The following is a 24,488-nucleotide window of genomic DNA, read 5'->3' on the forward strand; positions in this document are numbered from 1 at the left end:
GCCGGGTCTCACATCAGATGGCGAAGGGGCCATCTGATCGCAGAATCCGGCGGCCCGCCAGCCCCGTGAACGCCCCGCGCGTCGTCAGAAGAGCCAATCGCGGGGGAAGGGCGTGTCCGTCGGGTTGTCGATGGCGATCCAGTGCCCGTTCGGCTCGTGCAGCGCCGGCGCATGATCCTCCATCAGGACGTCCAGAAGCCAGGCCCCCGAGCGCCCGTCGTCCGGCTGGACCAGGGGGAAGGCGCCGTCCGCCTTGTCGAAGGAGGCGGGTGGCAGGACCTCGGGGCCGTCCACGAGGATGAAGTCGTCGTCGCGGGGCAGGACCTGCGGTCCGGCGTCCATCGCCTTGGCGGTATCCGCCACCGGCGCGACGGGCTGGGTCAGAGCGGCGCCCTGGTCCTTGTCGCCGAAGTCGGCGGGGGCGGCGGGCGGGGTCAGGTCGCGGGTGGAGCGGTCTCCGAACTCGAGGACCTCGATGCTGGTGGCCAGGATCGATCCGTCGCGGCCGGCGGTGTTGTCGATGATCCGCCAGCCGGCGCCCTCGGCGGTGATGGTGTAGTCGGCCTGGACCCCGCGCAGCAGCAGCCGGTCGTGACCGCCGCCGCCCTGGATCTGATCCGAGCCGCCGCCGCCGGCCAGCACGTCGTCGCCGCCGCCGCCGATGATCAGGTTGTTCAGGCTGTTGCCCGTCCCCACGAAATCGCCCACCCCGCCGAACACCAGGTTCTCGATGTTGGCGCCCAGGTAGAAGACGTTCAGGCGCGCCTCGACGCTGTCGGCGCCGCCGTTCTCGGCCTCCACGATCGTGTCGCCCGCCTCGACCACATAGTAGTCGTCGCCCGCGCCGCCGTAGAGCTCGTTGGCCGCGCCGGAGCCGCCGTACAGGATGTCGTTGCCGTCGAAGCCGATCAGCACGTCGCGCGCGGTGGTCCCGCGGATGACGTTGTCGCCGGCGTTGCCCTGGCCCTCGAAGCCGGTCGTGCCGGTGTAGGTCAGGTTCTCGACATTGGCCGACAGGCGGAAGCGGGCCAGGCCGGTCTCGACCAGGTCCACGCCCTCGCCGGCCTGTTCGACGATGGTGTCCTCGGCCTCGACGACATAGCGGTCGTTGCCCGCGCCGCCGTACAGCTCGTTGGCCGCGCCGGTCCCGCCGTGGATGACGTCGTCGCCGTCGAAGCCGGCCAGCACGTCATAGCCGTCCCCGCCCCACAGGGTGTTGGCGCCCGCGTCGCCGAAGATCACGTCGTTGAAGGCCGAGCCGCGCACGTCCTCGATGCCGTTCAGCACGTCGGACGCCCCGTCGCCGTCGTTGGACGCCTGGTTGCGGTCCAGGCGGACCGTCACCCCGGCCGCGGCGCTGGAATAGTCCGCCATGTCGCGGCCGTCGCCGCCGTTCAGGGTGTCGACGCCCGCCCCGCCGACCAGGCGGTCATTGCCCGCCCCGCCGATGATCAGGTTGTTGGACGCGTTGCCGACGCCGGTGAAGTTCCCGGTTCCGTTATAGACCAGGTTCTCGATGTTGACGCGCAGGACGAACGTATCCAGCCGCGACTCGACCGTGTCGATCCCGTCGTTCTCGGCCTCCACGACCGTGTCGTTGGCCTCGACCACATAGTAGTCGTCGCCCGCGCCACCGTAGAGCTCGTTGGCCGTGCCGGCGCCGCCGTACAGGATGTCGTTGCCGCCGAAGCCGATCAGCACGTCGCGGCCCGTGGTCCCGCGGATGACGTTGTCGCCGGCGTTGCCCTGGCCCTCGAAACCGGCCGTGCCGGTGTAGGTCAGGTTCTCGACATTGGCCGACAGGCGGAAGCGCGACAGGCCGGTCTCGACCAGATCGACGCCCTCGCCGGCCTGTTCGACGATGGTGTCCTCGGCCTCGACGACATAGCGGTCGTCGCCCTCGCCGCCGTACATCTCGTTGGCCGCGCCCGCGCCGCCGTGGATGACGTCGTTCCCGGCCAGGCCGATCAGCACGTCGTAGCCGGCTCCGCCGCGCAGGACGTTGGCCGCTCCATCGCCCAGCAGCACGTCGTTGAAGGCCGAACCGGTCAGGTTCTCGATGGCGGTGAAGGTGTCCACGCCGCCGTCGCCGTCATTGGACGCCTGGCCGGTGTTCAGCTGCGCCGTAACACCCGCCGCCGCGCCCGAGTAGTCCGCCGTGTCGATGCCGGAGCCGCCGTTCAGCGCGTCCGCGCCTGCGAAACCGAAGAACCTGTCGTCGCCCGCGCCGCCGGTCAGGGTTTCGTCCGCCGCCGATCCGATGAGGGTGGTTCCGGTCAGGTCGGCGACGGCCAGTTCGAGATCGCCGAAGCGCAGGCGCTCGACGTTGGTCAGGGTGTCGGTCCCTTCGCTGGAGGTCACCGTCGCCACGCCGCCATCGACGGTGACGGTGGAGGAGACCGAGGCCGCGAAAACCGCCGTGTCCGTGCCCGCGCCGCCGTCGATGACGTCCGACCCCGCGCCACCGGTGATCACGTCATCACCGCCGCCCGCCGAGATGAGGTCGGCGCCCGCGGCGCCGCTGAGGGTGTCCGCGCCGGGGGTGCCGTTGATCTCGTTGGGCAGGGGATTGCCCGCCAGGTCGAACAGGCCGTCGTCGAAGCGGAGACGCTCTATGCCGGTCAGAGTGTCCGTGCCGTCCGGGCCGACGACCCGGGTCGTGGTGCTGTTCAGGGTGGTGAAGGTGTAGGCTGTGCGGTTGCCCGAGAAGACCGCAACATCGATGCTGGCGCCGCCATTAATGGTGTCGTTGCCGGCGCCGCCGTTCAGCACGTCATTGCCGGATCCATGGGCGATAAGGGAGCCGTTGCTCGAATCCCCTTCCAGCACATCATTCCCATCGCCGCCCAGCAGGATGTCGTCACCGGCGCCGCCCCAAAGCCGGTCATTGCCGCCGAAGGCTTCGATGCGGTCATTTCCGTCGTCGCCGTTGATCAGCTGGCCATTGTCGTTGCCGAAGATCTGATCATCACCGCCGTAGCCGTAGATGTTGCCTGTGGCTACGGCGGTTCCCGATCGGAACACGTCGTTGAAATTGGTGAGCCCGACCCCAGCCAAGGTCTCGAAATTGATCAGGCTGCCGCCCTGAAGGGCCGCCACGGCGCCCAAGGCGTCCGATCCCAGGTCGAGGTTCACCGCCGAGGTCAGGCGCGCGAGCGAGACATAGAGGCTGTCGATGTCGGCGCCGCCGTCGGCGATGTCACCGTAGCCGACGTGGACGACGTCGTTGCCCGCGCCCGCGAAAATCGTGTCAACGTCACCGTCGTCCAACGTCCCGCCCAAGACGTAGACGCCATTCTCGTTGAGTGTCGCGACGGGTATCGAGATAGAGCCAAACAGGCTGTCGTTACCGTCTCCACCGTCGAGCCGGTCCACGCCAGCGCCGCCGTACAGGGTGTCGGCCCCTTCGCCGCCGTTGGCAACGTCCGCGCCGAGGCCTCCACTCAGTGTATTGGCGCCTGCGCCGCCGGTGAGGATGTCATCGCCGTCACCGCCGTAGAGGGCATCCACTCCATCGTAGCTGGCGGTCATCGTGTCGCTGAAAGCGGTGCCGATGATCGTGTAGTTCTCGAAACCTGTCAGCGCGCCACCGGTGACACTTCCCAAGGAGCCGTTGACGCGGAGGTCGAAACTCACCCCTGCGGTCAGAGCGGTGAGGTAGGTGGTGAGCCGGTCGTTTCCGTCACCGCCGTCGGCGATATCGCCCATGCCGATATAGATGCTGTCGTTGCCCTCTCCGCCCATCAAAGTATCAACGAGGCCATCGTCAATCCGGTAATCGAGGATCGTGTAGGACAGATAGGTTATCTGCTGGCCGCTGACGAAGACGTTCTCGTTCAGGCGAGAGGTCAGACCTCCGCCATGCCCGATCAGAACATCATTGCCCTGGCCGCCGTACACCATATCGGCGCCGGCGCCGCCTAGCAGATAGTCGCCACCCGCATTGCCATGGATGACGTCATTGCCTTCACCGCCGTCGATGCCGTCGCCGTAGTTGTCGTTGGGCAGGTATTCGTCACCGCCGTAGATCAGGTCATCGCCGCCGCCGCCGTGGATAAGGTCGGTATCTCCGCCGCCGGAGAATTCCTCGTCGACGTTTCCACCAATCAGGGTGTCGATCCCGTCGGTGCCTTGGATATAGGGCTGATCGCCGAGGTTGTAGCCGCCCAGATTCCAACTGGTAAAGCTCGACGTCTGAGTATTCTGGAACCGCACGGCGGTGACCAGATTGTCGCCGCCGCCATTCACATCAACCTGGAACAAGGTGTCCGATCCTGACTGCACCAGTTTGAAATAGCCTGATCGGAAGGGATTGCCGGTCTGGCTCACACTCGAGCTGAGCCAATCGGACAGGTCGATCCTGTCGCCGCCTGCGCCCGTTGTGAAGTCAGTGACGACATGCCCCAGCCCGCTGCGAAACTCGCCCGAGAAGATCAGGGTGTCTGAGCCGCTGCCCAAGCTGATGGTGCTGCGTCCGAAACCGGCGTCGAAGGAGATGATGTCGTCGCCGGCGTCGCCGGAAATCTGGCTCGTGGTTGTGCCGGCCACCAAAATGATGTCATCGCCGTCGCCCCCGCTGACCTGGACATGGCTGACGATGTTCGCCGACCAGGGGCTGGGATCATGCAGGACGCCGAGCAGGTCGTTTCCGCCGCGCCCCTCGATGATGTCATCGCCGCCGAGAGAGTCGCCCAGGATGTCATCGCCCATTCCACCGCGCATCACGTCGCTGAAACGGCTGCCATTCACCGCCTCGATGGACACCAAGCGGTCGCCGTCGGCCTGGACAGTCAGAGACAGATCGACGGTCGCACCGACCATATCCAAGCTGTAGTCGACGATGTCGAAGCCAGTTCCGCCATCCATCAGGTCCGCGCCGGTTCCGCCGCGCAGGATGTCATCGCCGCCGCCGCCGCGCAGGATGTCGTTGCCGGCTCCGCCGTTCAGCTTATCGCCATTGGAGTAATAGAGGATGTTCTGAGGATTCGGGATGCGGACTTCTGTGCTTACGCCCTGATCGCCGCCGGTGATCACATCGTTGCCGGAGCCGCCGAAGAATTCCAAAACCTCGATGCCCTGCACCGAGCCGCGCTGAACGCCGTCCACCAGAAGCGCGTTCACGCCGGAGCCGCTGTTGTCCAGCGTGATCGAGCCAGTGGCGCTGGTATGCATCAGCACCGCCCGGTCACGCCCGGCTCCGCCGTTCACGGTGTCGAAGCCACCGTCGGCGTCGTGCCTGAGGACCGCCCCAGGGAGCCACGCCAATCCTTCAAAGGCGCGTGGTTTGTACTGCGCGTCGTTAAGAAGAACCACGCCGGTGTAGATCAGGTCGTCGCCGTCTCCCCCATTCAGGATGTCGTCGCCCCCGCCGCCGACCAGCACATCGATGCCGTCGCCGCCATTCAGGGTGTCCGCGCCGGACAGGAGGTGATCGGGACGCCAGTCATCTCCCATCAGGAGGTCATCGCCGCTCTCGCCATTGAGGATGTCGTTCCCACCGAAACCGATGAGGGTGTTCACGGCGCCCGAGCCGTTCAGCGTCTCGCTGTTGCCGGTTCCAAAGGCGCGGTTTCCACTGATGATGGGTGGGATGTAGAAGCCTGACAGGTTCTCCGAGTACAGGTCTCCACGCTGGATGTTCTGGATCAGGGCGACGAGCGATCCGCCGGCCGTGTAGATGCCGACCGCAGGCGCCCAGGCGTGGGTGTCGTCAAATTCAGCGAGCCCCAGTTGGCCAGTTATGAAGGGATCCGTCCCGGCCACGTAACCGGGCAGGTTGCCGGCCGCCAGCCAGGCTTGCAGGTCCAGCACGTCGCCGCCCGGACCGGGCCGGAAATTCGTGATCGTGCCGGTGACGGGGATAATGGCCGCTTGCGGACCGTGGCCTTCGCCAGACGCCGCCAACGGCTCGATCAGGACCGTGTTGATTCCACCCTTGCCCGCGACGGTCGACATGACAGCGTATCCCCGTGGCCGCACTTGGCCATATGTTGATCAGGGAACACCAATTTTGAACGCGCACTCCCCCTGACCGCCAAGCTAGCAGGCATCGAAGGGGGGGCAAAGATTTGCTTTGTTACGATTTTAACTCAAACGCTTCGGGGCTGCGGCGCGATGCCACGCGCCGCAGCCTGCCGGATCAGCGCCCGAACTTCTGGAACTTGATCCGGTGCGGGATCAGGCTCTCGACGCCGAGGCGACGCTTCTTGTCTTCCTCGTAGGCTTCGAAGTTTCCTTCGAACCATTCGACGTGGCTGTCGCCCTCGAAGGCCAGGATGTGGGTGGCCAGGCGGTCCAGGAACCAGCGGTCGTGGGAGATGACCACGGCGCAACCGGCGAAGCCTTCCAGGGCTTCCTCGAGGTTCTGCAGGGTCTCGATGTCCAGGTCGTTGGTCGGTTCGTCGAGCAGGATCAGGTTGCCGCCCGAAGCCAGGGTCTTGGCCAGGTGGACACGGTTGCGCTCACCGCCCGACAACTGGCCGACCTTCTTCTGCTGGTCGCCGCCCTTGAAGTTGAAGCTGCCGACGTAGGCGCGGCTGTTAATCTCGCGCTTGCCGACCATCATGATGTCGGTGCCGCCCGAGATGGCCTGCCAGATAGTCTCGTCCGGCTTCAGGTCGTCGCGCGACTGGTCGACATAGGCCAGCTTGACGGTTTCGCCGACCTTGATCGTGCCCCCGTCGGGCTGTTCCTGGCCGGTGATCAGCTTGAACATGGTCGACTTGCCGGCGCCGTTCGGGCCGATCACCCCGACGATGCCGTTGGGCGGCAGCTTGAAGGTCAGGTTGTCGAACAGGACCTTGTCGCCATACGACTTCTGCAGGCCCTCGACCTCCAGCACGACGTTGCCCAGGCGCGGACCCGGCGGGATCTGGATGACAGCGTGCGTCTGGGCGCCGCGCATGCTCTCCTGCTCGTCGACCATCCGCTCATAGGCGGCCAGACGGGCCTTGGACTTGGCTTGACGGGCCTTGGCGCCCGAGCGGACCCATTCCAGTTCGCGGGTCAGGGCGCGCTGGCGGGCTTCGGATTCCGACTGCTCCTGCACGACGCGCTTGGTCTTGGCTTCCAGCCAGCTGGAGTAGTTGCCCTCGTGCGGGTGGCCCTTGCCGCGGTCCAGCTCCAGCGTCCACTTGGTGACGAGGTCCAGGAAGTAACGGTCGTGGGTCACCAGGATGACGCAGCCGGGGAAGTTTTCCAGGTGGTGCTGCAGCCAGGCGACGGATTCGGCGTCCAGGTGGTTGGTCGGTTCGTCGAGCAGCAGCATGTCCGGCTTGCTGAGCAGCAGGCGGGCCAGGGCCACGCGGCGCTTCTCACCGCCCGACAGGTTGGTGACTTCCCAGTCGTCCGGGGGGCAGCGCAGAGCGTCCATGGCCATTTCGATGCGGCTGTCGATGTCCCAGACATCGCCGGCGTCGATCTTCTCCTGGAGGGCGGTCATCTCCTCCATCAGCTCGTCGGAGTAGTTCTCGGCCATCTCCATGGCGATGGCGTTGAAGCGGTTGACCCACTGCTTCTCTTCGCACCAGGACTCGACGTTCTCGCGGACGTTCAGGGCGGGATCCAACTGGGGCTCCTGCTCCAGGTAACCGCGCTTGATGCCGTCGGCGGCCTTGGCCTCGCCGGAGAATTCCTTGTCCAGCCCGGCCATGATCTTCAGCAGGGTGGACTTACCCGAGCCGTTGACCCCGACCACGCCGATCTTGGCGTCGTTGTAGAAGCTCAGCCAGATGTTCTCGAAGATCTTCTTGCCGCCGGGAAAGGCCTTGGTCAGGCCCTGCATCTGGAAAATATATTGCTGCGCCATGAGGTGCGGTGCGCCCTGTCGTCTGATCGGATGGGGAGGTTGGCGCGGGATGTAGCCGCCACGCCGCTTCAGGGCAAATGACTAGCGGACGGGCGGGGCGGTTTGATGGCCGCGGCCTGCATCCATCTGATCACCTGGCGGCCTCTCTGCCGTACGCCTCGCTGTCGGGGCCGAGGGAGCATCCATGCGTTCGAATCTCGCCGCGAAGGCCCTTGCGGCCGCGATCCTGCTCGTCGTGCCGGCCGCAGCAGGCGCCCAGGACCGCGCCGCCTTCCCCGCCGCCATGGACGCCTTCGCGCGCCGGGCGCTGGCGCGGACCGAGGCCGTACCGGGCATGGCCGTGGCCGTCGTGGACCAGAGCGGCGCGATCTACACCGGAGGCGTCGGCGTGGCGGATGTCGCGAGCGGCGCGCCGGTGGACGCGGACACCCGCTTCTACATCGCCTCGGCGACCAAATCCTTCACTGCCCTTGCCATCGCGGCGATGGCGGGACGGGGCGAGGTCGATCTGGAGGCGCCGCTGGCCGCGTGGTCGCCGGACTCGGGCGTGCCCGCCGACATCGCCGGGCGGATCACCCTGACCGACCTGCTCAGCCATCGGTCGGGCGTCGAGAACGGGCCGATCGCCTTCCGCGCCGCCTTCTCCGGCGACTGGACGCCGGAGTTGCTGTGGCGGCTGACCGGCGAGACCCGGCCGCGCGAGGACGGGGGCTATGGGACCTTCGCCTACACCAACTCGGGCTACAACCTGGCCACGGTCTTGCTGGAGCATGAACGGGGCCGCGACTGGCGCGCGCTGGTGCAGGGCGAGGTCCTGACGCCGCTGGGCATGACCGACACCACGGCCTTCATCGACGAGGCGCGGGCCAAGGGTCACACCGTCGCCGCCGGCCATTTCGGGCGTCTCTCCGGACAGCCGGAGCGGTCATATCTGCAAAAGACCGACGCCACGATGCAGTCGGCGGGCGGGCTGGTCTCCACGGCGCACGACATGGCCATCTGGCTGGAGGCGCAGGTGACGGACGGAACGGTCGGCGGCGGCCGCGTCCTGCCCGCCGGCCTCATCGCGTCCACCCATGCGTCCCGCGTGGCGCAGGAGACGACCTTCGGTCCCTATGTCCGCACCGGCTACGGCCTGGGCTGGCAGGTCGGGCGATACGGCGACGACGTCCTGATCCACCATTTCGGCAATTTCTCGGGCTCGCGGGCCCACGTCTCCTTCATGCCGGAGCGTCATCTGGGCGTGGCCGTGATGGTCAACGAGGACGCCTTCGCGGGCGAACTGGCCGACCTGGTCGCCAACTACGCCTATGACTGGTTCGCGAACCTGCCGGACGCGGACGCCGTCTATGACGCGAAGCTGGCCGAGCTGGTTGTCCGCAGGGACCGGCGGCGCGAGGGGATCGCCGGCAACCTGGCCGCCCGCGCACAGCGGCCCCGCACGCTGAGCCTTCCGAACGCCGCCTATGTCGGCGATTACGTCAGCCCGGCCTACGGGACCCTGAGCGTGCGCGAGGACGGCGACCGCCTGCGGCTGACCATCGGCGTGCAGTCGGCGGTGGCCGAGAACTTCACCGATCCGGAAAGCCTGCGGGTCGAACTGACACCCTACACCGGCCAGGGCGTCACCTTCCGACTCGGCGCCGACGGACGCCCCGTGTCGCTGGATTACGACGGCGACATCTACACGCGGCGCTGACGCGGTGCTTGGGGCTTTGCAGGCGCCGCCGTCAGGTCGCGACGTGACGGGCGCCGCGACGGATGACGACCCCGCCCACAACCAGGGCCAGGCCGGCGCCCATCAGGAACATCGAGACGGCGCCGCCCCCGATCTCGCTGTTGTTCGCCGCGCTGATGGATCTGGCTGCGGATGTTGCGTCCGTCGCAGTGGTCGCGGTGGCGAAAGCGACCTGTTTGCATTGAGCGATCAGATCCGCATCGGCCCCACGTTCGGCCATTGAAGCCTCGCAAGCCTGTCTCAGGCCTGGATCGGCCGTCGGCGGACCACCCGTGAAATGCATCCACCCGCCGACAATGATCAGGATGACCCCAAGCGCGATCAGAACGAGCGGATTTTTCTTCAAGAGAACCCCCTATTGCGGCGACTTTGAACGAAGGCCGCCGCGGTCGGATCGGTTCCCCGAAAGCGCTACGTCTGCGCCGGCAGGAGGGCCATCAGGGCGCGGGTGAAGCCGACCGGGGCGACGGTCAGATGATCCTCGTCCCCCAGCACCGCCGACTGGACCCGAAGGCCCGGATAGGCACGGGATTTCAGGGTCCGTTCCATGGTCCGCACGTCCCCGACCATGTCGGCGTCCGTCGTATGGCGGGGGCCGGGGCCGGGAGTCTCATAGGCGCCGATATACATGAAGACCTCGGCCGGCAGGTCGCGGTGGGTGCGGGCGTATTCGGCCTCCATCGTCATGATGTGCCGCCGGTCGAACCAGAAGGACGGACTGCCCAGCACATAGCCGTGGAACAGCGCCGGATCGGTGAACAGGACCTGGGCGCCGAGCAGGGCGCCGTAGGAGTGGCCCAGCAGGACCCGGCGCGCGGGATCGGCGCGGAACCGGTTCTCGATGAAGGGCAGAGCCTGCGTCTTCAAATAGGTCTGGTAGGCGGAGCCGCCGCCATGGATGGTCGACTTGGCGCGTCGAGGCCCGTTCGGGGTCGGCGTATAGTCGCGGTTACGGCTGGCCACCGGGTTGTCCCCCCGCGCATAGGACAGGCCGACCAGGATGAACTCCTCGATCACCGGGCCGTCGAGGTTCACCCGCCGCGCGATCTGGCGAATGATGGGGAAGGCGTAGTCGGCGTCAGTGACGTACAGCACCGAATAGCGGCGTCCGGGGCTGGTCTCGTAGCTGGCGGGCAGGCTGACGAAGACCTCGTAATCGCGGCCCGAGACCGGATCGGGCACGGTCCAGACCTGGGTGCCCGCCAATACATAGGGCGCGCCTTCAGCGCGGACGGGCGTTTGCGACGACTGGGCGTCAGCCTTTTCCGTGCAGGCGGCGACGGACGCCGCCAGCAGGATCATCGCCAGACCGAACGCCTTCATCGCTAACTCCCTCGAAGCTTCACTGCGAGGGAGCCTAGGGCGGAATGTGGCGATGAGGGGGCCGCCGGCCCCCTCATCCTCCGGTCAGGCGCCGATGCCGCCGTCGACCAGGATGCTGGTTCCGGTGATGTAGGCGGCGCCCGGACCGGCGAGGAAGGCGACCGCCGAGGCGATGTCCTGCGGTTGGCCGAAGCGCCCGAGGGCGGTGCCCGCCAGCAGTCCGGCGGCGTTGGGGCCGTCGGCAGGGTTCATGTCGGTGTCGGTGGCCCCCGGCTTGACCAGATTGACGGTGATCCCGCGCGGCCCCAGCTCGCGAGAAAGGCCCAGGGTGAAGGCCTGCAGCGCCGACTTGGTGGCCGAATAGACGGTCACGCCGGGGAAGGGCACGCGGTCGGCCAGCACGCTGCTGATCGAGATCACGCGGCCGCCTTCGCCGAGGTGGGGCAGGGCGGCCTGGGTCGTCAGCATGACGCCGCGGATGTTGACGTTCAGCAGGGCGTCGATCTCCTCGGCCGACTGGTCAGCGAACATCGTGCCGCCCGCGATGCCGGCGTTGTTCACGACGATGTCGAGGCCGCCCAGTCCGGCGACCGCGCCTTCGACGGCCTTCTTCGGTCCATCGGTTGAGCCGGAGTCGGCCTGCAGAACGACGGCCTTGCGGCCAAGGGCGCGGATCTCGGCGGCGACGGCTTCGGCCTTGTCGGCGGACTTCTCATAGGTGATGGCGACGTCGGCGCCGTCGGCGGCCAGCTGACGGGCGATGGCGGCGCCGATGCCGCGGCTGGCGCCGGTGACGAGGGCGCGTTTTCCGGCGAGGGGGAGAGAGGCGGTCATGTTCTGGTTCCATTCTGTAACGACTGCTACAGAACGCCAGATGGAAAGCTTGCCTGCCGTCGTCAAGGGATTATGTATCGCTCGTTAGAAAAAGAGGTCCGAAAGACGCCATGGCCGGCCGTCCCCGCAGTTTCGATCGTGATGAAGCCCTGTCCCGCGCCCTCGAGGTGTTCTGGACCAAGGGCTATGCGGACGCGTCCATGACCGACCTGACCGGGGCCATGGGGATCAACGCCCCCAGCCTCTACGCCGCCTTCGGCAGCAAGGAGGCGCTCTTCCGCGAAGCCGTGCGGCTCTACACCGACACCCAGGGCGCGGCCCTGTGGGCTTCGATGACCGAGGCCGCGACGGCGCGCGACGCCATCGGGGGGCTGCTGCTGGCCACGGCGATGGCCAGCGGAGAGTGCGACCACCCGAAGGGCTGTCTGCTGGCGATCTCGAGCGCCAACCTCGACGCCCTGCCGAAGGGCGCCTGCGACGATGTGGCGGCGATCCGAAAGGATGCGTTCGCGACGATGCGAGACCGGCTGAGCGCCGGTCAGGCGGCGGGCGAGATCGCTCCGGACGCCGATCTGACCGCCATGGCCGCCTTCTTCGCCACGGTCCAGCAGGGCATGACCTTCCGGTCCCGCGAGGGGGCGACGGCGGACGAACTGGCCGGAACCGCCCGCGCCGCCATGCTGGCCTGGGACGGACTGGCGGGACTTACGCGTAGTTGAAGCTGATCGAAATGCGCTCGGACTTGGCGGCGTTGGTCGGCACCTCGTGGCGCAGCCAGCTTTCCCACATCAGCACCGTCCCGGCCTTGGGGGCCAGGTAGACGAAGGGCTGTTCGGCCTCGGACGCGTCAGGGCGGACGCTGGGGCGGGCCATCATCATCGGCAGACGCGGATCTTCCAGCTTCAGGGCCGAGGCGCCGTCCGGGACCTCGACATAGACGGTGCCCGACAGGAAGGCGTGAGGGTGGATGTGCCCCGTGTGACCGCCGCCGGGCTTGAGGATGTTGACCCACAGATTGTCCAGTCGCGGCTTGCGCGCCAGATCGAAATTCAGAGCCTTGGCATAGGCTTGCGCGTGCTTGTCGAGATGCCGCTTCAGCTCGCCGAACTCCGGTAGCCGCACCGGCAGGTCGGTCAGGGAGCCGTAGGAGGTGTAGCCGCGATAGCCGTGCTCCTTGCACCATTGGCGTCCGGCCATGTCCTCGGCCGCCAGCATCCGGCAGGCGTCGGCCAGCTCGGCGTTGAAGGCCGCGAAGCCCGCGGATGCGGCGAGCGAGGCCTCATAGACCTGGGTGACGAAGAGGGGGCGCAGGGACATGACGGTGGCATAGCCGCTAGGGCCGATTGGCGAAAGCGGAGAGGGCGGCGGATACCGGCGAGGCCCTGAGCGTTCGATGGAGCCGAGGAGACCCACATGGATCGGTTCGAAGGCGGGTGCCTGTGCGGCGGGGTCAGGCTGGCGGCCATCGGACGGCCGTATCGGGTCGGGCTGTGCCACTGTCTCGACTGCCGCAAGCATTCGGGCTCGCTGTTCCAGGCGACGGCGATCTTTCCCGAAAGGGCTGTGAGCGTCGAAGGCGAGACTGGGGACTACGCCGGACGGCATTTCTGTCCGCGTTGCGGTTCGTCCGTCTTCGCGCGCAGCGGCGACGAGATCGAGGTGAATCTGGGCGTGCTCCATGCGCCGGACCAGCTGACCCCGACCTATGAAAACTGGACGATCCGCCGCGAAGGCTGGTTGCCGCCCTTCCACTTCGCTCGGCGCTATGCGCGCGACAGGGAAGGAGAGGGACGGTCCGAAGGTTAAGCTCTCAAATTCGCCCCAAGCGAGCATGGCTTCAACCTGACATTATTGTGATTGGGCCAGCTCCGCTTGCTGTCTGAACCTGCGCCCGCCCATTCGGGGCAATGAGGAAAACCATGCTGAAAATCGCCTTGGCCGTCACCTCGATCGTGTTCCTGGCGGGCGCAGCTCCTGCGCCCCTGACCGGGGGCGCGCCCCAAACCGCGTATACGCAGACGCGAGTGACCGGCCCCGGAGACGGCAACTGGGACTACAGCAGCCCCTACGAGATGTGTCTGCGCAATTTCGGCTGTGAGAAATACGGCGACGGCTCGATCGGCTGCTCGCAGGACTGGCATTTCCGCGTCTGCGCTGACGTCGGCTGACCCCATCCCGTTCGGTCGCCGGGGGAGGTCCGCCCGGGGCGGGCGTCCACCCGGCGGCCCTTCAGGCGGCCTGGTTTCGGCGGGTCACCATTCCAGCCCCGCTTCGCCCCGCAGCACAGCCTCAGCCTCCGCCGTATGCTTGGCTCCGTCGCGCGCATGCAACACCAGCGGGGGCAGCAACCGCAGCGGCGCCTTGCCGGTCTTGATGGCCTGCACCAGGACGCGTTTGGCCGGTTCGTCTGCGAAGGCGTGGATCGGGCGGATCGCGAACGACCCCGCCGTCTCACCCAGGCCCGCCAGCAGATCGGCCAGACGGTCGGCGCGGTGGATGACCACGATCCGGCCGCCCTCGCGCACGGACTTCAGCAGGAAGCGGGTCCAGGCGCCCAGGCCGTCGTCGGCCATCCAGGCGCCTGACTTGCCGGGAGAGGGCGCGCGCAGGGCGCCCGGATCGTCGAAAAAGGGCGGGTTGGACACCGCGCGATCGAACACCTGCAAGTCCAGGGCGCGGAACCCCTGGGCGATGTCGCCTTCGACGATCGTGGTCTCGGCCCCGTTCAGAATCGCGTTTCGCCGGGCCAGCGCCGCCATGGCCGGATCCCGCTCCAGCCCGGTCAGGGCCACGCCGGGGCGCCGCGCCGCGATCTGCATCAGCACGGCGCCCGCGCCGCAGCCGGCCTCGATCACCCGCTCGCCGGGTGCGGCGTCGCAGGCGGCGGCCAGCAGGGCGGCGTCCATTCCGGCGCGATAGCCCTTCGCGGGCTGGAGGAATCGCACGCGACCGCCGAGAAGGGCGTTCTCGACGATTTCCGATGACGATTCAGTGGCGGATGCGACGGTCACGCGGCTTGACCCCTGTTGACCCGATCACCATTGTGCGCCGCATCGCCGCCGGGCAAGGCGGCGGCTGGATTTTCAGGCGCGATCCTCCTCCCGCGCCGTTCCCGAAGAGTATTCCGTTGGACGCTGTCACCGTCGCCGAGTCCCGTCGCAAGGGAGAGGTCGAGCCCTTGATCCGGCTCGCGCGCGACGACATGGCGGTGGTCGACGCCTTGATCGTCGAGCGGATGCAGTCCGACGTTCCGGTCATCCCGATGCTGGCCGACCACATCGTGGCGGCGGGCGGCAAGCGCCTGCGCCCGTTGCTGACCGTGGCCGCCGCGCGCGCCGTCGGCGCGCCGAACGGCATGGAGGCCGCCGTCCGCCTGGCGGCCTCGGTCGAGTTCATCCACACCGCCACCCTGTTGCACGACGACATCGTCGACGCCTCGGATCTGCGCCGGGGCAAGGTGGCCGCTCACCTGATCTGGGGCGCCCCCTCCAGCGTGCTGGTCGGCGACTTCCTGTTCGCCCGCGCCTTCGAACTGATGGTCGAGACCGGCCAGATGCGGGCCCTGGGCATCCTGGCCCGGGCGTCCAGCGTCATCTCCGAGGGCGAGGTGCTGCAGCTGACCCGCGCCCACGACCTGGGGCTGGATCAGGACACCTATCTGCAGATCATCTCGGCCAAGACCGCCGAACTGTTCGCCGCCGCCGCGGAATCGGGCGCGGTGGGCGCCGGCGCCGACGAGACCGCGGTCCAGGCCCTGCGCGCCTACGGTCTGAACCTCGGCCTGGCCTTCCAGCTGGCCGACGATGCGCTGGACTACGGCGGCCAGGCCGCGGATCTGGGCAAGAACACCGGGGACGACTTCCGCGAAGGCAAGGTCACCCTGCCGCTGCTGCTGGCCGCCGCCCGCACCAAGGGCCACGACGACGGCTTCTGGGAGCGCACCATCAACAAGGGCGAGCGCCACGAGGACGACTTCAAGCGCGCCCGCGAGCTGGTGGTCGGCGCGGGGGCGGTCGGGGCGACCCTGGACGTGGCCTGGGACTACGCCGAACTGGCCAAGGCCGCGCTGGCGCCGTTGGCGGACAGCGAGTGGAAGACCGCGCTGGAGCTGTTGGCTGATTTCGCCGTCAGCCGGGTCGCGTAAGGCTTGTTCCGCACCGCTACGGACTATTTCACCCCGCCACGGCTGTGCTAGAGCGCTGCAACCGGTCGGGGTGAGTCTTCGTTAGAAGGCTTGCGCCGCCGTCGCCGTCGTCATACGGCAAGGATTGAGACAACAGCCGCCATGGCGGCATCAGAAGGCAGAGACACCATGTCCGACACCCTGGAACGCGTCCGTAAGATCGTTATCGACCACCTGGACGCCGATCCGGACAAGGTCACTGAAAAGGCCAGCTTCATCGACGACCTGGGCGCCGACTCGCTCGACAACGTCGAACTGGTCATGGCCTTCGAGGAAGAGTTCGACATCGAGATCCCGGATGACGCCGCCGAGCACATCCAGACCGTTGGCGACGCCGTGAAGTTCATCGACGAGAAGCTGGCGGGCTAAGGCTCACCAGCCGTTTCGTACGGCATCGAAAAGCCGCCGCGACGCTGAAGGGCGTCACGGCGGCTTTTCTGCGTCTGGGCGGACCTGGACGGCCGACCTGACGGCGTTCGCGTATCGCGGCGAACGCCGTCAGGCCGCCATTCGTCTCAGACGACCGGGAAGGTCGGCGGCGCCAGGGTCAGGTGGGTGTCGCTCACCGGCTGCTCACTGAAGAACTTGACCAGCAGGGGCGTCACGTCCGGGTGAGCTTCGAAGACGTTGTGGCCGGCGTTCTCGACCACCACCCGCGTCTTGTTCTGGAACTGGGCGATCACCTCGGCCTGTTCCTCCAGCGGGGTGCGGCCGTCGAGGGTGCCCGCGACCAGAAGGGCCGGAGTCTCGATCCGGATCGAGGCCCGGAAGTCGTCACCCAGGTCGACACCGGGGATGGCGCCCAGCAGGTGCGGCATGGGAATGTTGAAGGCGTCACCCAGAACCGCCGTCTTCGCCTCTTCGGTGATCATCGCCAGGCGGGCGGGCGTGATGCCCGACGCAAGGTCCATCGCCTCCGGCATGCCGGAGATGCTGAAGTAGCGATGGGGCGGCGGGAACAACGGCGCCAGGACGTCGGTCTTCCCGGCGTCGAGCGCCAGGTAGATTTTCGGCAGCATGGTCAGCTGCGGCGGATTGGCGACCAGGGCGGAGGCCATCAGCTGCACCCCGAAGCCGCCCATCTGGACGTCGACCGTGCCGCTTTCGGCGGGCATGGTCACCGTCGCCGGGTCGGCCTCAAGCCGCTCATGCACGCGGCGCATCAGGGCCGGCATGTTCGGGATCGCCGCGCGAACGGCAGGGTCCGTCCCCATCAGGCGATCGACGCGGTCCAGGAACATGTCGATGTGCGCGGGCCGTTTGACGGTCTGGTCCTGACCTTCAAGGCTGGCCAGGGCGACGCGGCCGATCGAGTTCGGATGCCGTTTGAGCACCGACAGGGCCAGGTGGGTGCCGTAGCTGATGCCCCACAGATTGACCTTCTCCGCACCCAGGTGAATGCGCAGGTCCTCGATGTCGTCGGCGTTCTGCTCGGTGTTGTAGCCGGTCATGGCGATGCCGGCGCGGGTCCAGTCGATCCAGGCCTTCTGCATCTCCTCCCGGTACCAGGCGGTCATGCCGGCATGGGTCAGGGTGGGGTAGGGCGTGGTGTTGGCCCGGTCGGGAATGCTGGACGACAGGCCGGTGCCGCGCTGGTCGAAGGCGATGACGTCGGCCACCGCTCTCAGGGCCATGAAGATCGGGAACCGCGGGCCCATCGCGGTGCGCACGCCCGATCCGCCGGGGCCGCCGGCCAGATAGACGATGGGCGCGCCCGGGTTCGGCGAGGTCGAGGGGAAGCGCACATAGCCCAGGCGGATGCGGCGCGAACCTGGGATGCGCCGATCCTCGGGCACTTCGAAATAGCCGCGGACGGCGTCGGTCTCTTCGCCGTTCCCAGCCTTGTAGCGGAAGGGCCCGGCGGGCTCCTGCGCATGAGCTTTCCAGGGAAGCGCCAGGGCGGGCACGGCGAGGCCTGCGGCGGCGAGGATGGAACGGCGGTTCAGGGATGTGTAGGTCATGACGACGGTTGAAGCAGGGTTTTCGAACGGCTGGGGCGTGCTTCGGCGAATGGCGCGTCTGCATCGGCGAACGGCAGCGCTCTCCCGCGAATGGCGATAGGGTCCGCGCCATGTGGCGGATTCTCTTCATCGCGATTCTTCTGGCTTCGGTCTCCACGGTGCTGCGGGCCCAGGAACGGCCCGCCGAATTGGCGTGGCAGGCGTGCCGGGGCGCGCCCGGCGTCGCCGCTCCGGTCCTTCAGGACTGTCGCCCCGTCGAGGACGTGATCGACCCGCAGGGGCGGGAGCTCTGGCTTCGCGCGGTCGTGCGGCGGCCGGCGGGCGATGATCCCGTCGCCCTCTATATCGTCGGCGTCGCCTCCTCGCAGGTCTGGCTCAATGGCCAGGCGCTGGGCGCGAATGGACGACCGGGTGATTCCTCCGCGTCGGAGACGGCGGGGCGGTACGAGGCGGCCTTCGCGATCCCCGAACGGATGTGGGTCCCCGGAGACAATGTCGTGACGATCCGCATGTCGTCCTTCCATGGTCTGGTGCGTCTGGACGGCCCCATCGCGGCGATCCTGGTGGCGCCCTATCCCTGGCCGTCTCGCGCGATCCCGCTGGCGATCGCCTTCCTGGCGGCGGGGGCCCTGTTCGCCGCCGCCTTCGGCTTCGGCGTCATCCACATCCTGCGCCGGACAGGGTCCAGCCTGGCGCTGGCGGCCATGGCCGGCGTCGCCGGCCTGCAGGCGATCCTGGAGAGCCTGCGTGTGCTGGTCCCCTACGCCTATCCCGTCCACGGTCTGCGGCTGGTCGGCATCTGGGTTCTGACCGCCGTCTTCGCGGTGCTGCTGGCGACCTATGTGGTGTCGCGCTTCCAGCCCCAGGCGCGGCGCCCGGTGGTCGCTCTGGCGATGGCGGCGGTGGCGGCGACCTGCTTTGCTCCCGGATTCGACAGCAAGACCATGCTGGCCCTGATGGCCGGGGTGGTGCTGTCCACCGCGGTGGCCGCTTTCGCGGTCTACCGCCGCATGCCGGGGGCGCGCCTGACCCTGGCCTATCTCGCCGTCTTCCTGGCGATCTGCGCGCTGTTCCCCGGCTGGGTCGTCGACCTGTCCTACTTCCTGTTCGCCGTCGGTCTGGTGCTGACGCTGCTGATGACCGAGGTCGTGCGGCTCGGCCGCGACGATCAGGAGCGGGAGGTCGCGCTGACCCGCGCCGCCGCCCGCCCGAACTGCCTGACGGTGGCGTCGTCACGCGGTGTCGAGCGGGTGCCGCTGGAGGACATCGTGGCCATCGTCGGGGCGGACGACTATGTCGAACTGCGGCTGACGGGCGGCCGGCGGTTGCTGCACGCCGCCCGCCTCGACCGGCTGGAAGAGGACCTGCCGGCCAGCTTCCTGCGGGTCCACCGCTCGGTGATCGCCAACCTGGCCCATGTCCGCGGCTTCGAGCGGGACGGCGGCCGGAGCCGGCTACTGATGGACGAAAGCACGCCCCTGCCCATCAGCCGAAACCGCCTCCCGACCGTCCGCGAGGCGCTGGACGAACCTGAATTGCTCTAGGTCGACCAGGCCAGCGGCGCCTCAATCCTGGCCGGCCAGCTGTGCGATCCAGCGCTCGAGGCCGGCGGTGTCGGTCAGGGCGCCTGTCCAGGCGTGTCGGGGAACGGCGGTCTGATTATTGGCGCGCGCGCGGTTCCGATAGACCTTCATCGGCACATAGGCGGTGGCGCGTCCGCTGGGCAGCGGCACGTAGCGGATCTCCATGTACAGGGTGTCGGCGGAAGTCTCCTGTCCGACCTGAACCGCGCCCAGAGCGGTCAGGGTGTCGACCGCGTCCAGGCAGGCGGAGGCGCAGCCGTAGTCCGTCAGCACATAGACCTTCCCCGCGACCGGGTTCGCGGGCGCCGCTCCGCGCTTGGGTTCGGCATCGTCCGCTTCATGGAACAGGGGGCTGCCGGCGGCCATCGCCGCCGACATGCCGTCGATGAGCCGGTTCACATAGGCCAGGGTGTCGGGCTGGCTGCTGAACTGGGTCCGATACTCTTCCAGCTTGGCCAGGTTATCCGGCGAGGCGCGCCAGTCGATGCTGGAGGAGTCCGCGGTGTGCGCGTCGGCGTAGTCCGCCCCCCAGATCGTCCGCGCCAGGGTGCTGAGCCAGGTCGAGGATCCGCCGTTGTTGCCGCGCAGGTCGAAGACCAGGACGGGCGCGGCGCGCAGATCGGCGACCCGCGTCTCGGCCTCCGCGAGCAACGCCGTCAGCTTCTGGCCTTCGGGCGTGCGCGGGTCGGCGCCGAAATCGCCCAGTTCGATCCAGAGCCCGGCGTCCCATGGCCGGAGCGCCGTGGAGGCCGTGAACCTCTGGCCGCTCGCGGCTGCGATTCCGGCGTCGCGGTCGGCGGGGTCGAGCGGACGCCAGGACAGGGCATGGCGCGTGGTCCGGCCGTTGACGGTGAAGTCGCACCGCTCAGGGCGCCGGACATAGGGGTTGCCCGTATCGACCAGACTCCAGACCGCATGGCTGACCCGCGTAGAGCGCAGGGACCAGCGGCCTGCCTCGCGTCCGATCATTTCCTGGGCGAGGGCCTCGGCCGGGCGGCCGTCGCAGGAGACCAGCACCGCACCGACCGGGGGCGCGGCTGGATCGCGATTGAACGCCACCTCATAGTGATCGCCGCCGGGCGCCGACCGCAGTCCGACCAGGAAACCGGGCCAGTTGATGGGCGCCGGCGCCGGGTTGTCCTTGATGTCCTTCAGGCCCAGATGGCCGTCATTGAAGGCAGCCGCGTACTCGGCCAGCGCGGCGCGCCAGGCGGAATAGCTGTCGGCGGTGCGGGCGCGGTCGAGGGCGAGGGCCAGCCCTTCTTCCAGCGAGGCGTTGAAGGTCGGGTTCTGGTCGTCGACCGGTCCCGGGTGGTTTTCGGCGACCAGATCGTGGAACGCCTTGGCGTCCTCGCGCAAGGCCTGGCCCCATGAGGCGGGCTCCGTTCCATCCTGCGCCAAGGTCGACTGGGGCGCCGCGAGGTCGAGCCCGAACAGGATGGTTATGATCGCAAGTCGCATGAACGCCCCTCAACTGAGGTCAAAGGGTGAAACGGCGATGGTGGCTGGGCTACTTAACTTTCGGTCATGCCGCGGCGAAGGTGCCAGCCTTCATCGACTTCGGTCGTCACAAATCGAAGCCAAGCCTGATTTGAGACTCGCGGCGAACCCGGCTTCACCAGAGCGGCGTTCTGGAGGTGAAACATGGCGTTGTTTTCGGGGCTTTCGGCCTTTCCCATCACACCGATGACGCCGGAGGGCGGCGTCATCGTCCCCGATCTTCAGCGGCTCGTGCGCCGGATCGAGGCGGGCGGGGCCGATTCCATCGGCCTGTTGGGCAGCACGGGGACCTATATGTTCCTCAGCCGCAATGAGCGGCGTCGGGCCGTGGCGGCGGCCGTCGAAGCGGCGGCGTCGATCCCCGTCATGGTGGGGGTGGGCGCGCTGCGGACGGATGAGGCGGAAGCCGTTGCACGCGACGCGGCCGCGGAAGGGGCCGCGGGCCTCCTGCTGGCGCCGGTCAGCTACAACCCGCTCACGGAGGAGGAGGTCTTCCAGCATTTCGTCGCCGTGGCCATGGCCAGCGATCTGCCGCTCTGCATCTACAGCAACCCGGGAACCACGAACTTCACCTTCAGTCCCGAATTCGTCGCGAGACTGACGGCGATTCCCGCTGTGGCCGCCATCAAGCTTCCCCTCCCGTCGTCCCGCGACATGGCGGCGGACCTGGCGGTTTTCCGCCAGGCGGCGCCGGGCCTGTCCGTGGGCTACAGCGGTGACTGGGGGTGCAAGGAGGCGCTGCTGGCGGGAGCGGACTGCTGGTACAGCGTGGCCGCCGGCCTGTTTTCGGAGCCTGTCGCGGCCTTGGCGGCGGCGGCGATGAGGGGCGATCGCGCGGTCGCGGAGCGTTGCGACGCCGACTTCGCCGGCCTGTGGGACCTGTTCCGCGCGCATGGCGGCCTCAGGGTGATGTACGCCGCAGCGAACATGCTGGGGCTCACCGAGGCGCAGCCGCCGCGACCGCTGCTCCCGCTGATGGAGGACGTGAAGAGACGGCTGGCCTCGACGCTGCCTGCCGGAGCCGCCGACGTCTGACGGCGCGCGGCCGCTCCGGTCAACCAATTCCTTCCCCGCCTAGCGGTGCAGCCTTCGCCTCACTATTGTCCTGCGCGAGATTCACTGTGAAGGAACGCAGGAATGCGTCGTGTCGTCGTTACCGGCCTTGGCCTCCTGACCCCGCTCGGCTGGGGTGTAGAGCACACCTGGAAAGGGATCGTGGAAGGCCGGTCCGGCATCGGGCCCATCACGGCGTTCGACACCGAGGGGTACGGCTGCACCATCGCCGGCGAGATTCCGTCGGTGGACGGGCGCGGCGGCGGCGTGGCGGGCGAGCCCGGCGTCTTCGACCATGAGAAGATCATGTCGCCCAAGGATCGCAAGCGGGTCGACGATTTCATCGTCTACGCCATCGCCGCGGCCGACGAGGCGCTGGCCGACGCGAACTGGAAGCCGGAAACCGACGAGCAGAAAGAGCGGACCGGGGTGATGGTCGGCTCGGGCATCGGCGGCCTGGGTCCCATCGCGGACACCGCCATCATCCTGAAGGAACAGGGCCCGCGCCGGGTCAGCCCCTTCTTCATCCCGATGTCGCTGATCAACCTGACCTCAGGCCAGATCTCGATCCGCCACGGACTGAAGGGGCCGAACCACTCGGTGGTGACGGCCTGCGCCACCGGCGCCCACGCCATCGGCGACGCGGCCCGCATGATCGCCCTGGACGACGCCGACGTGATGGTCGCGGGCGGGGCGGAAAGCTCCATCGTGCCCATCGGCATCGCCGGCTTCCTGGCGTGTAAAGCGCTGTGCACCGCCTTCAACGACACGCCCGAGAAGGCCAGCCGTCCCTACGACAAGGACCACGCCGGCTTCATCATGGGCGAAGGCGCCGGCATCATGGTGCTGGAGGAGTACGAGCACGCCAAGGCGCGCGGCGCGAAGATCTACGCCGAGGTCGTGGGCTACGGCATGAGCGGCGACGCCTATCACATTACAGCCCCGTCCGAGGACGGGGAGGGCGGCCTGCGGGCCATGAAGGCGGCGCTGAAGCGCGCGGGCTTGCAGCCCTCGGACCTCGACTACGTCAACGCCCACGGCACCTCGACCATGGCGGACTGGATCGAGCTGAAGGCCATCGAGGGTCTGGTCGGCGATCACGCCAAGGATCTGGCGGTGTCCTCGACCAAGTCGATGACCGGCCACCTGCTGGGCGCCGCGGGCGCCATCGAGAGCATCTTCTCGGTGCTGGCCATCCGCGACCAGATCGCGCCGCCGACCATCAATCTGGACAATCCGGAGATGGAGACGCCCATCGACCTGGTGCCGCACAAGGGCAAGCCGATGAAGATCGATGTCGCCATGTCCAACAGCTTCGGCTTCGGCGGCACCAACGCCTCGGTCATCTTCAAGAAGGTGTCCTGAGTGTTCCGTCGGGGGGTGGAGAAGGGATCACCGGGCCGCAAGACGGCCTTCCTGGCCGCCTCGGCGACCTTCAGCCTGTTCCTGATCGCGGCCTTGGTGGCGGCGTGGAGCGTCTTCTACGCCCCCGGGCCGACGGCGCGGGAAGGGGATACGACCGTCGTGACCCTGCCCAGCGGGGCCGGGGTCAGCGCCATCGCCGCCAATCTGAAGGCGGCGGGGGTGATCCGCTCGACCGACATGTTCAAGGCCGCCGCCAGCCTGACCGGCGCCGACCGCCGCCTGCGCGCGGGAGAGTATGAGGTGCCGTCCAGGGCCTCGCTGCGCTCGGTCCTGACCCTGCTGGTCTCGGGCAAGGTGGTGCGCCACTACGTGACCCTGCCCGAAGGCTGGAGTTCGGCCCAGGCGGTCGACATCCTGATGCGTCAGCTGATCCTCGACGGCGCCGTGGACGCCGTGCCCGAGGAGGGCAGTCTGTGGCCCGACACCTATGAGGTCTCGCGCGGCGAGACCCGGGCCTCGGTGATCGCGCGCATGCAGCGGGCGCACGACGACAACATGACCCGGCTGTGGGCCACGCGCGGTCCCAACAGCGTGGTCCGCACCCCGGAAGAGGCGTTGATCCTGGCCTCCATCGTCGAGAAGGAGACCGGCGTCGCGGCCGAACGGCCCCGTGTCGCGGCGGTGTTCTCGAACCGTCTGCGAGCCGGCATGCGGCTGGAGAGCGACCCGACCATCGTCTACGGCATCACCAAGGGCCGTCCGCTGGGCCGCGGCCTGCGCCGGTCCGAGATCGACCAGCACACCGACTGGAACACCTACCAGATCGACGGTCTGCCCCCGACGCCCATCGCCAATCCGGGCCGTGACGCCATCGCAGCGGTGCTGAACCCGCCACAGAGCGGCGACCTGTTCTTCGTCGCCGACGGCAGCGGCGGACACGCCTTCGCCCGGACCTATGACGAGCATCTGGCCAATGTCGCCCGCTGGCGCGCCATCGAACGCCGCCGTCAGGGCCTGCCGCCCGAGCCGGCGGCGCCGGTGCTGCCGCACGCCACGCCCAACGGCCTGCCCCCGGGCGTCAAGGTCCCGCCCGGCGCCCAGGTGATCCGCGTGCCCCAGCAACCGGCGGCCGCTCAGTGAG

Annotated in this window: 19 protein-coding genes; 10 read left to right on the top strand and 9 right to left on the bottom strand. The window is 68.1% G+C overall.

Going from position 1 to position 24,488, the window contains the following annotated elements; genetic code table 11:
• Window positions 1-84 precede the first annotated feature (84 nt).
• On the bottom strand, window positions 85-5,955 hold the full coding sequence (locus AC3WRV_RS08425; RefSeq protein WP_492312888.1) for a type I secretion C-terminal target domain-containing protein: 5,871 nt from the start codon (window positions 5,953-5,955) through the stop codon (window positions 85-87).
• 184 nt (window positions 5,956-6,139) lie between these two features.
• Window positions 6,140-7,807, bottom strand: a complete 1,668-nt coding sequence (ettA, locus tag AC3WRV_RS08430; RefSeq protein ID WP_492312889.1) for an energy-dependent translational throttle protein EttA — start codon at window positions 7,805-7,807, stop codon at window positions 6,140-6,142.
• 184 nt (window positions 7,808-7,991) lie between these two features.
• Between ettA and AC3WRV_RS08435 the strand changes: the two genes are divergently transcribed.
• Complete coding sequence (locus tag AC3WRV_RS08435) at window positions 7,992-9,506, top strand: serine hydrolase (protein WP_492312890.1); 1,515 nt, start codon at window positions 7,992-7,994, stop codon at window positions 9,504-9,506.
• Window positions 9,507-9,537: 31 nt separating this feature from the next.
• On the opposite strand, the gene AC3WRV_RS08440 is transcribed toward AC3WRV_RS08435, so the two are convergent.
• The 3 genes from AC3WRV_RS08440 to AC3WRV_RS08450 form a co-directional block, all read right to left on the bottom strand.
• Complete coding sequence (locus tag AC3WRV_RS08440; protein WP_492312891.1) at window positions 9,538-9,891, bottom strand: hypothetical protein; 354 nt, start codon at window positions 9,889-9,891, stop codon at window positions 9,538-9,540.
• 65 nt (window positions 9,892-9,956) lie between these two features.
• A complete protein-coding gene (locus tag AC3WRV_RS08445; protein ID WP_492312892.1) occupies window positions 9,957-10,868 on the bottom strand; it encodes an alpha/beta hydrolase in 912 nt (303 codons plus the stop codon).
• An 84-nt stretch (window positions 10,869-10,952) separates the two neighbouring features.
• Window positions 10,953-11,702 (bottom strand): 3-oxoacyl-ACP reductase family protein, encoded by a 750-nt coding sequence (locus tag AC3WRV_RS08450; RefSeq protein WP_492312893.1) that lies wholly within the window; start codon window positions 11,700-11,702, stop codon window positions 10,953-10,955.
• A gap of 110 nt (window positions 11,703-11,812) precedes the next feature.
• Here AC3WRV_RS08450 and AC3WRV_RS08455 point away from each other — a divergent pair, with 110 nt between their 5' ends.
• On the top strand, window positions 11,813-12,421 hold the full coding sequence (locus AC3WRV_RS08455; RefSeq protein WP_492312894.1) for a TetR/AcrR family transcriptional regulator: 609 nt from the start codon (window positions 11,813-11,815) through the stop codon (window positions 12,419-12,421).
• Here the strand turns inward: AC3WRV_RS08455 and AC3WRV_RS08460 are convergent.
• Complete coding sequence (locus AC3WRV_RS08460; protein ID WP_492312895.1) at window positions 12,408-13,019, bottom strand: TIGR02466 family protein; 612 nt, start codon at window positions 13,017-13,019, stop codon at window positions 12,408-12,410. The two genes, AC3WRV_RS08455 and AC3WRV_RS08460, sit on opposite strands and share 14 nt — an antisense overlap.
• Before the next feature lie 96 nt (window positions 13,020-13,115).
• Between AC3WRV_RS08460 and AC3WRV_RS08465 the strand changes: the two genes are divergently transcribed.
• Window positions 13,116-13,508: a GFA family protein gene (locus tag AC3WRV_RS08465; protein WP_492312896.1), complete on the top strand. Its 393-nt coding sequence runs from the start codon at window positions 13,116-13,118 to the stop codon at window positions 13,506-13,508.
• A gap of 113 nt (window positions 13,509-13,621) precedes the next feature.
• The gene (locus AC3WRV_RS08470) at window positions 13,622-13,870 is read left to right on the top strand and encodes a hypothetical protein (RefSeq protein WP_291841152.1); all 249 of its coding nucleotides are present in this window, start codon (window positions 13,622-13,624) and stop codon (window positions 13,868-13,870) included.
• Between the two features lie 84 nt (window positions 13,871-13,954).
• Here AC3WRV_RS08470 and AC3WRV_RS08475 read toward each other — a convergent pair whose 3' ends face one another.
• Window positions 13,955-14,713 (bottom strand): tRNA1(Val) (adenine(37)-N6)-methyltransferase, encoded by a 759-nt coding sequence (locus AC3WRV_RS08475; protein WP_492312897.1) that lies wholly within the window; start codon window positions 14,711-14,713, stop codon window positions 13,955-13,957.
• Between the two features lie 116 nt (window positions 14,714-14,829).
• Here AC3WRV_RS08475 and AC3WRV_RS08480 point away from each other — a divergent pair, with 116 nt between their 5' ends.
• Together AC3WRV_RS08480 and AC3WRV_RS08485 are read left to right on the top strand one after the other, a co-directional pair.
• Entirely contained in the window at window positions 14,830-15,846 is a 1,017-nt protein-coding gene (locus AC3WRV_RS08480) for a polyprenyl synthetase family protein (protein ID WP_492312898.1), read from the top strand.
• 168 nt (window positions 15,847-16,014) lie between these two features.
• Entirely contained in the window at window positions 16,015-16,254 is a 240-nt protein-coding gene (locus tag AC3WRV_RS08485; protein ID WP_092312098.1) for an acyl carrier protein, read from the top strand.
• Between the two features lie 146 nt (window positions 16,255-16,400).
• Here AC3WRV_RS08485 and AC3WRV_RS08490 read toward each other — a convergent pair whose 3' ends face one another.
• Window positions 16,401-17,846 carry an alpha/beta fold hydrolase gene (locus AC3WRV_RS08490; protein ID WP_492312899.1) on the bottom strand — a complete coding sequence of 482 codons (1,446 nt, stop codon included), beginning with the start codon at window positions 17,844-17,846 and terminating at the stop codon, window positions 16,401-16,403.
• Between the two features lie 110 nt (window positions 17,847-17,956).
• Between AC3WRV_RS08490 and AC3WRV_RS08495 the strand changes: the two genes are divergently transcribed.
• Window positions 17,957-19,390 (top strand): LytR/AlgR family response regulator transcription factor, encoded by a 1,434-nt coding sequence (locus AC3WRV_RS08495; RefSeq protein WP_492312900.1) that lies wholly within the window; start codon window positions 17,957-17,959, stop codon window positions 19,388-19,390.
• A 21-nt stretch (window positions 19,391-19,411) separates the two neighbouring features.
• Here the strand turns inward: AC3WRV_RS08495 and AC3WRV_RS08500 are convergent, their stop codons facing one another.
• A complete protein-coding gene (locus AC3WRV_RS08500; protein WP_492312901.1) occupies window positions 19,412-20,890 on the bottom strand; it encodes a S41 family peptidase in 1,479 nt (492 codons plus the stop codon).
• 183 nt (window positions 20,891-21,073) lie between these two features.
• On the opposite strand from AC3WRV_RS08500, the gene AC3WRV_RS08505 reads away from it, so the two are divergent.
• From AC3WRV_RS08505 to mltG, 3 genes are all read left to right on the top strand, one after another.
• Entirely contained in the window at window positions 21,074-21,964 is an 891-nt protein-coding gene (locus AC3WRV_RS08505; protein ID WP_492312902.1) for a dihydrodipicolinate synthase family protein, read from the top strand.
• 102 nt (window positions 21,965-22,066) lie between these two features.
• The gene (fabF, locus tag AC3WRV_RS08510) at window positions 22,067-23,347 is read left to right on the top strand and encodes a beta-ketoacyl-ACP synthase II (RefSeq protein ID WP_492312903.1); all 1,281 of its coding nucleotides are present in this window, start codon (window positions 22,067-22,069) and stop codon (window positions 23,345-23,347) included.
• The gene (mltG, locus tag AC3WRV_RS08515) at window positions 23,348-24,487 is read left to right on the top strand and encodes an endolytic transglycosylase MltG (protein WP_492312904.1); all 1,140 of its coding nucleotides are present in this window, start codon (window positions 23,348-23,350) and stop codon (window positions 24,485-24,487) included.
• Window position 24,488: the final 1 nt, after the last annotated feature.

The organism is Brevundimonas sp. EU05-FHT14B11 (assembly GCF_058790835.1).

Bases quoted from the DNA above. Each gene is read 5' to 3' on its own strand.
- AC3WRV_RS08455 (WP_492312894.1), top strand. From the start codon at position 11,813: ATGGCCGGCCGTCCCCGCAGTTTCGATCGTGATGAAGCCCTGTCCCGC.
- ettA (WP_492312889.1), bottom strand. From the start codon at position 7,807: ATGGCGCAGCAATATATTTTCCAGATGCAGGGCCTGACCAAGGCCTTT.
- AC3WRV_RS08470 (WP_291841152.1), top strand. From the start codon at position 13,622: ATGCTGAAAATCGCCTTGGCCGTCACCTCGATCGTGTTCCTGGCGGGC.
- AC3WRV_RS08460 (WP_492312895.1), bottom strand. From the start codon at position 13,019: ATGTCCCTGCGCCCCCTCTTCGTCACCCAGGTCTATGAGGCCTCGCTC.
- AC3WRV_RS08465 (WP_492312896.1), top strand. From the start codon at position 13,116: ATGGATCGGTTCGAAGGCGGGTGCCTGTGCGGCGGGGTCAGGCTGGCG.
- AC3WRV_RS08485 (WP_092312098.1), top strand. From the start codon at position 16,015: ATGTCCGACACCCTGGAACGCGTCCGTAAGATCGTTATCGACCACCTG.
- AC3WRV_RS08505 (WP_492312902.1), top strand. From the start codon at position 21,074: ATGGCGTTGTTTTCGGGGCTTTCGGCCTTTCCCATCACACCGATGACG.
- AC3WRV_RS08435 (WP_492312890.1), top strand. From the start codon at position 7,992: ATGCGTTCGAATCTCGCCGCGAAGGCCCTTGCGGCCGCGATCCTGCTC.
- AC3WRV_RS08500 (WP_492312901.1), bottom strand. From the start codon at position 20,890: ATGCGACTTGCGATCATAACCATCCTGTTCGGGCTCGACCTCGCGGCG.
- AC3WRV_RS08450 (WP_492312893.1), bottom strand. From the start codon at position 11,702: ATGACCGCCTCTCTCCCCCTCGCCGGAAAACGCGCCCTCGTCACCGGC.
- AC3WRV_RS08425 (WP_492312888.1), bottom strand. From the start codon at position 5,955: ATGTCGACCGTCGCGGGCAAGGGTGGAATCAACACGGTCCTGATCGAG.
- fabF (WP_492312903.1), top strand. From the start codon at position 22,067: ATGCGTCGTGTCGTCGTTACCGGCCTTGGCCTCCTGACCCCGCTCGGC.
- AC3WRV_RS08495 (WP_492312900.1), top strand. From the start codon at position 17,957: ATGTGGCGGATTCTCTTCATCGCGATTCTTCTGGCTTCGGTCTCCACG.
- AC3WRV_RS08490 (WP_492312899.1), bottom strand. From the start codon at position 17,846: ATGACCTACACATCCCTGAACCGCCGTTCCATCCTCGCCGCCGCAGGC.
- AC3WRV_RS08445 (WP_492312892.1), bottom strand. From the start codon at position 10,868: ATGAAGGCGTTCGGTCTGGCGATGATCCTGCTGGCGGCGTCCGTCGCC.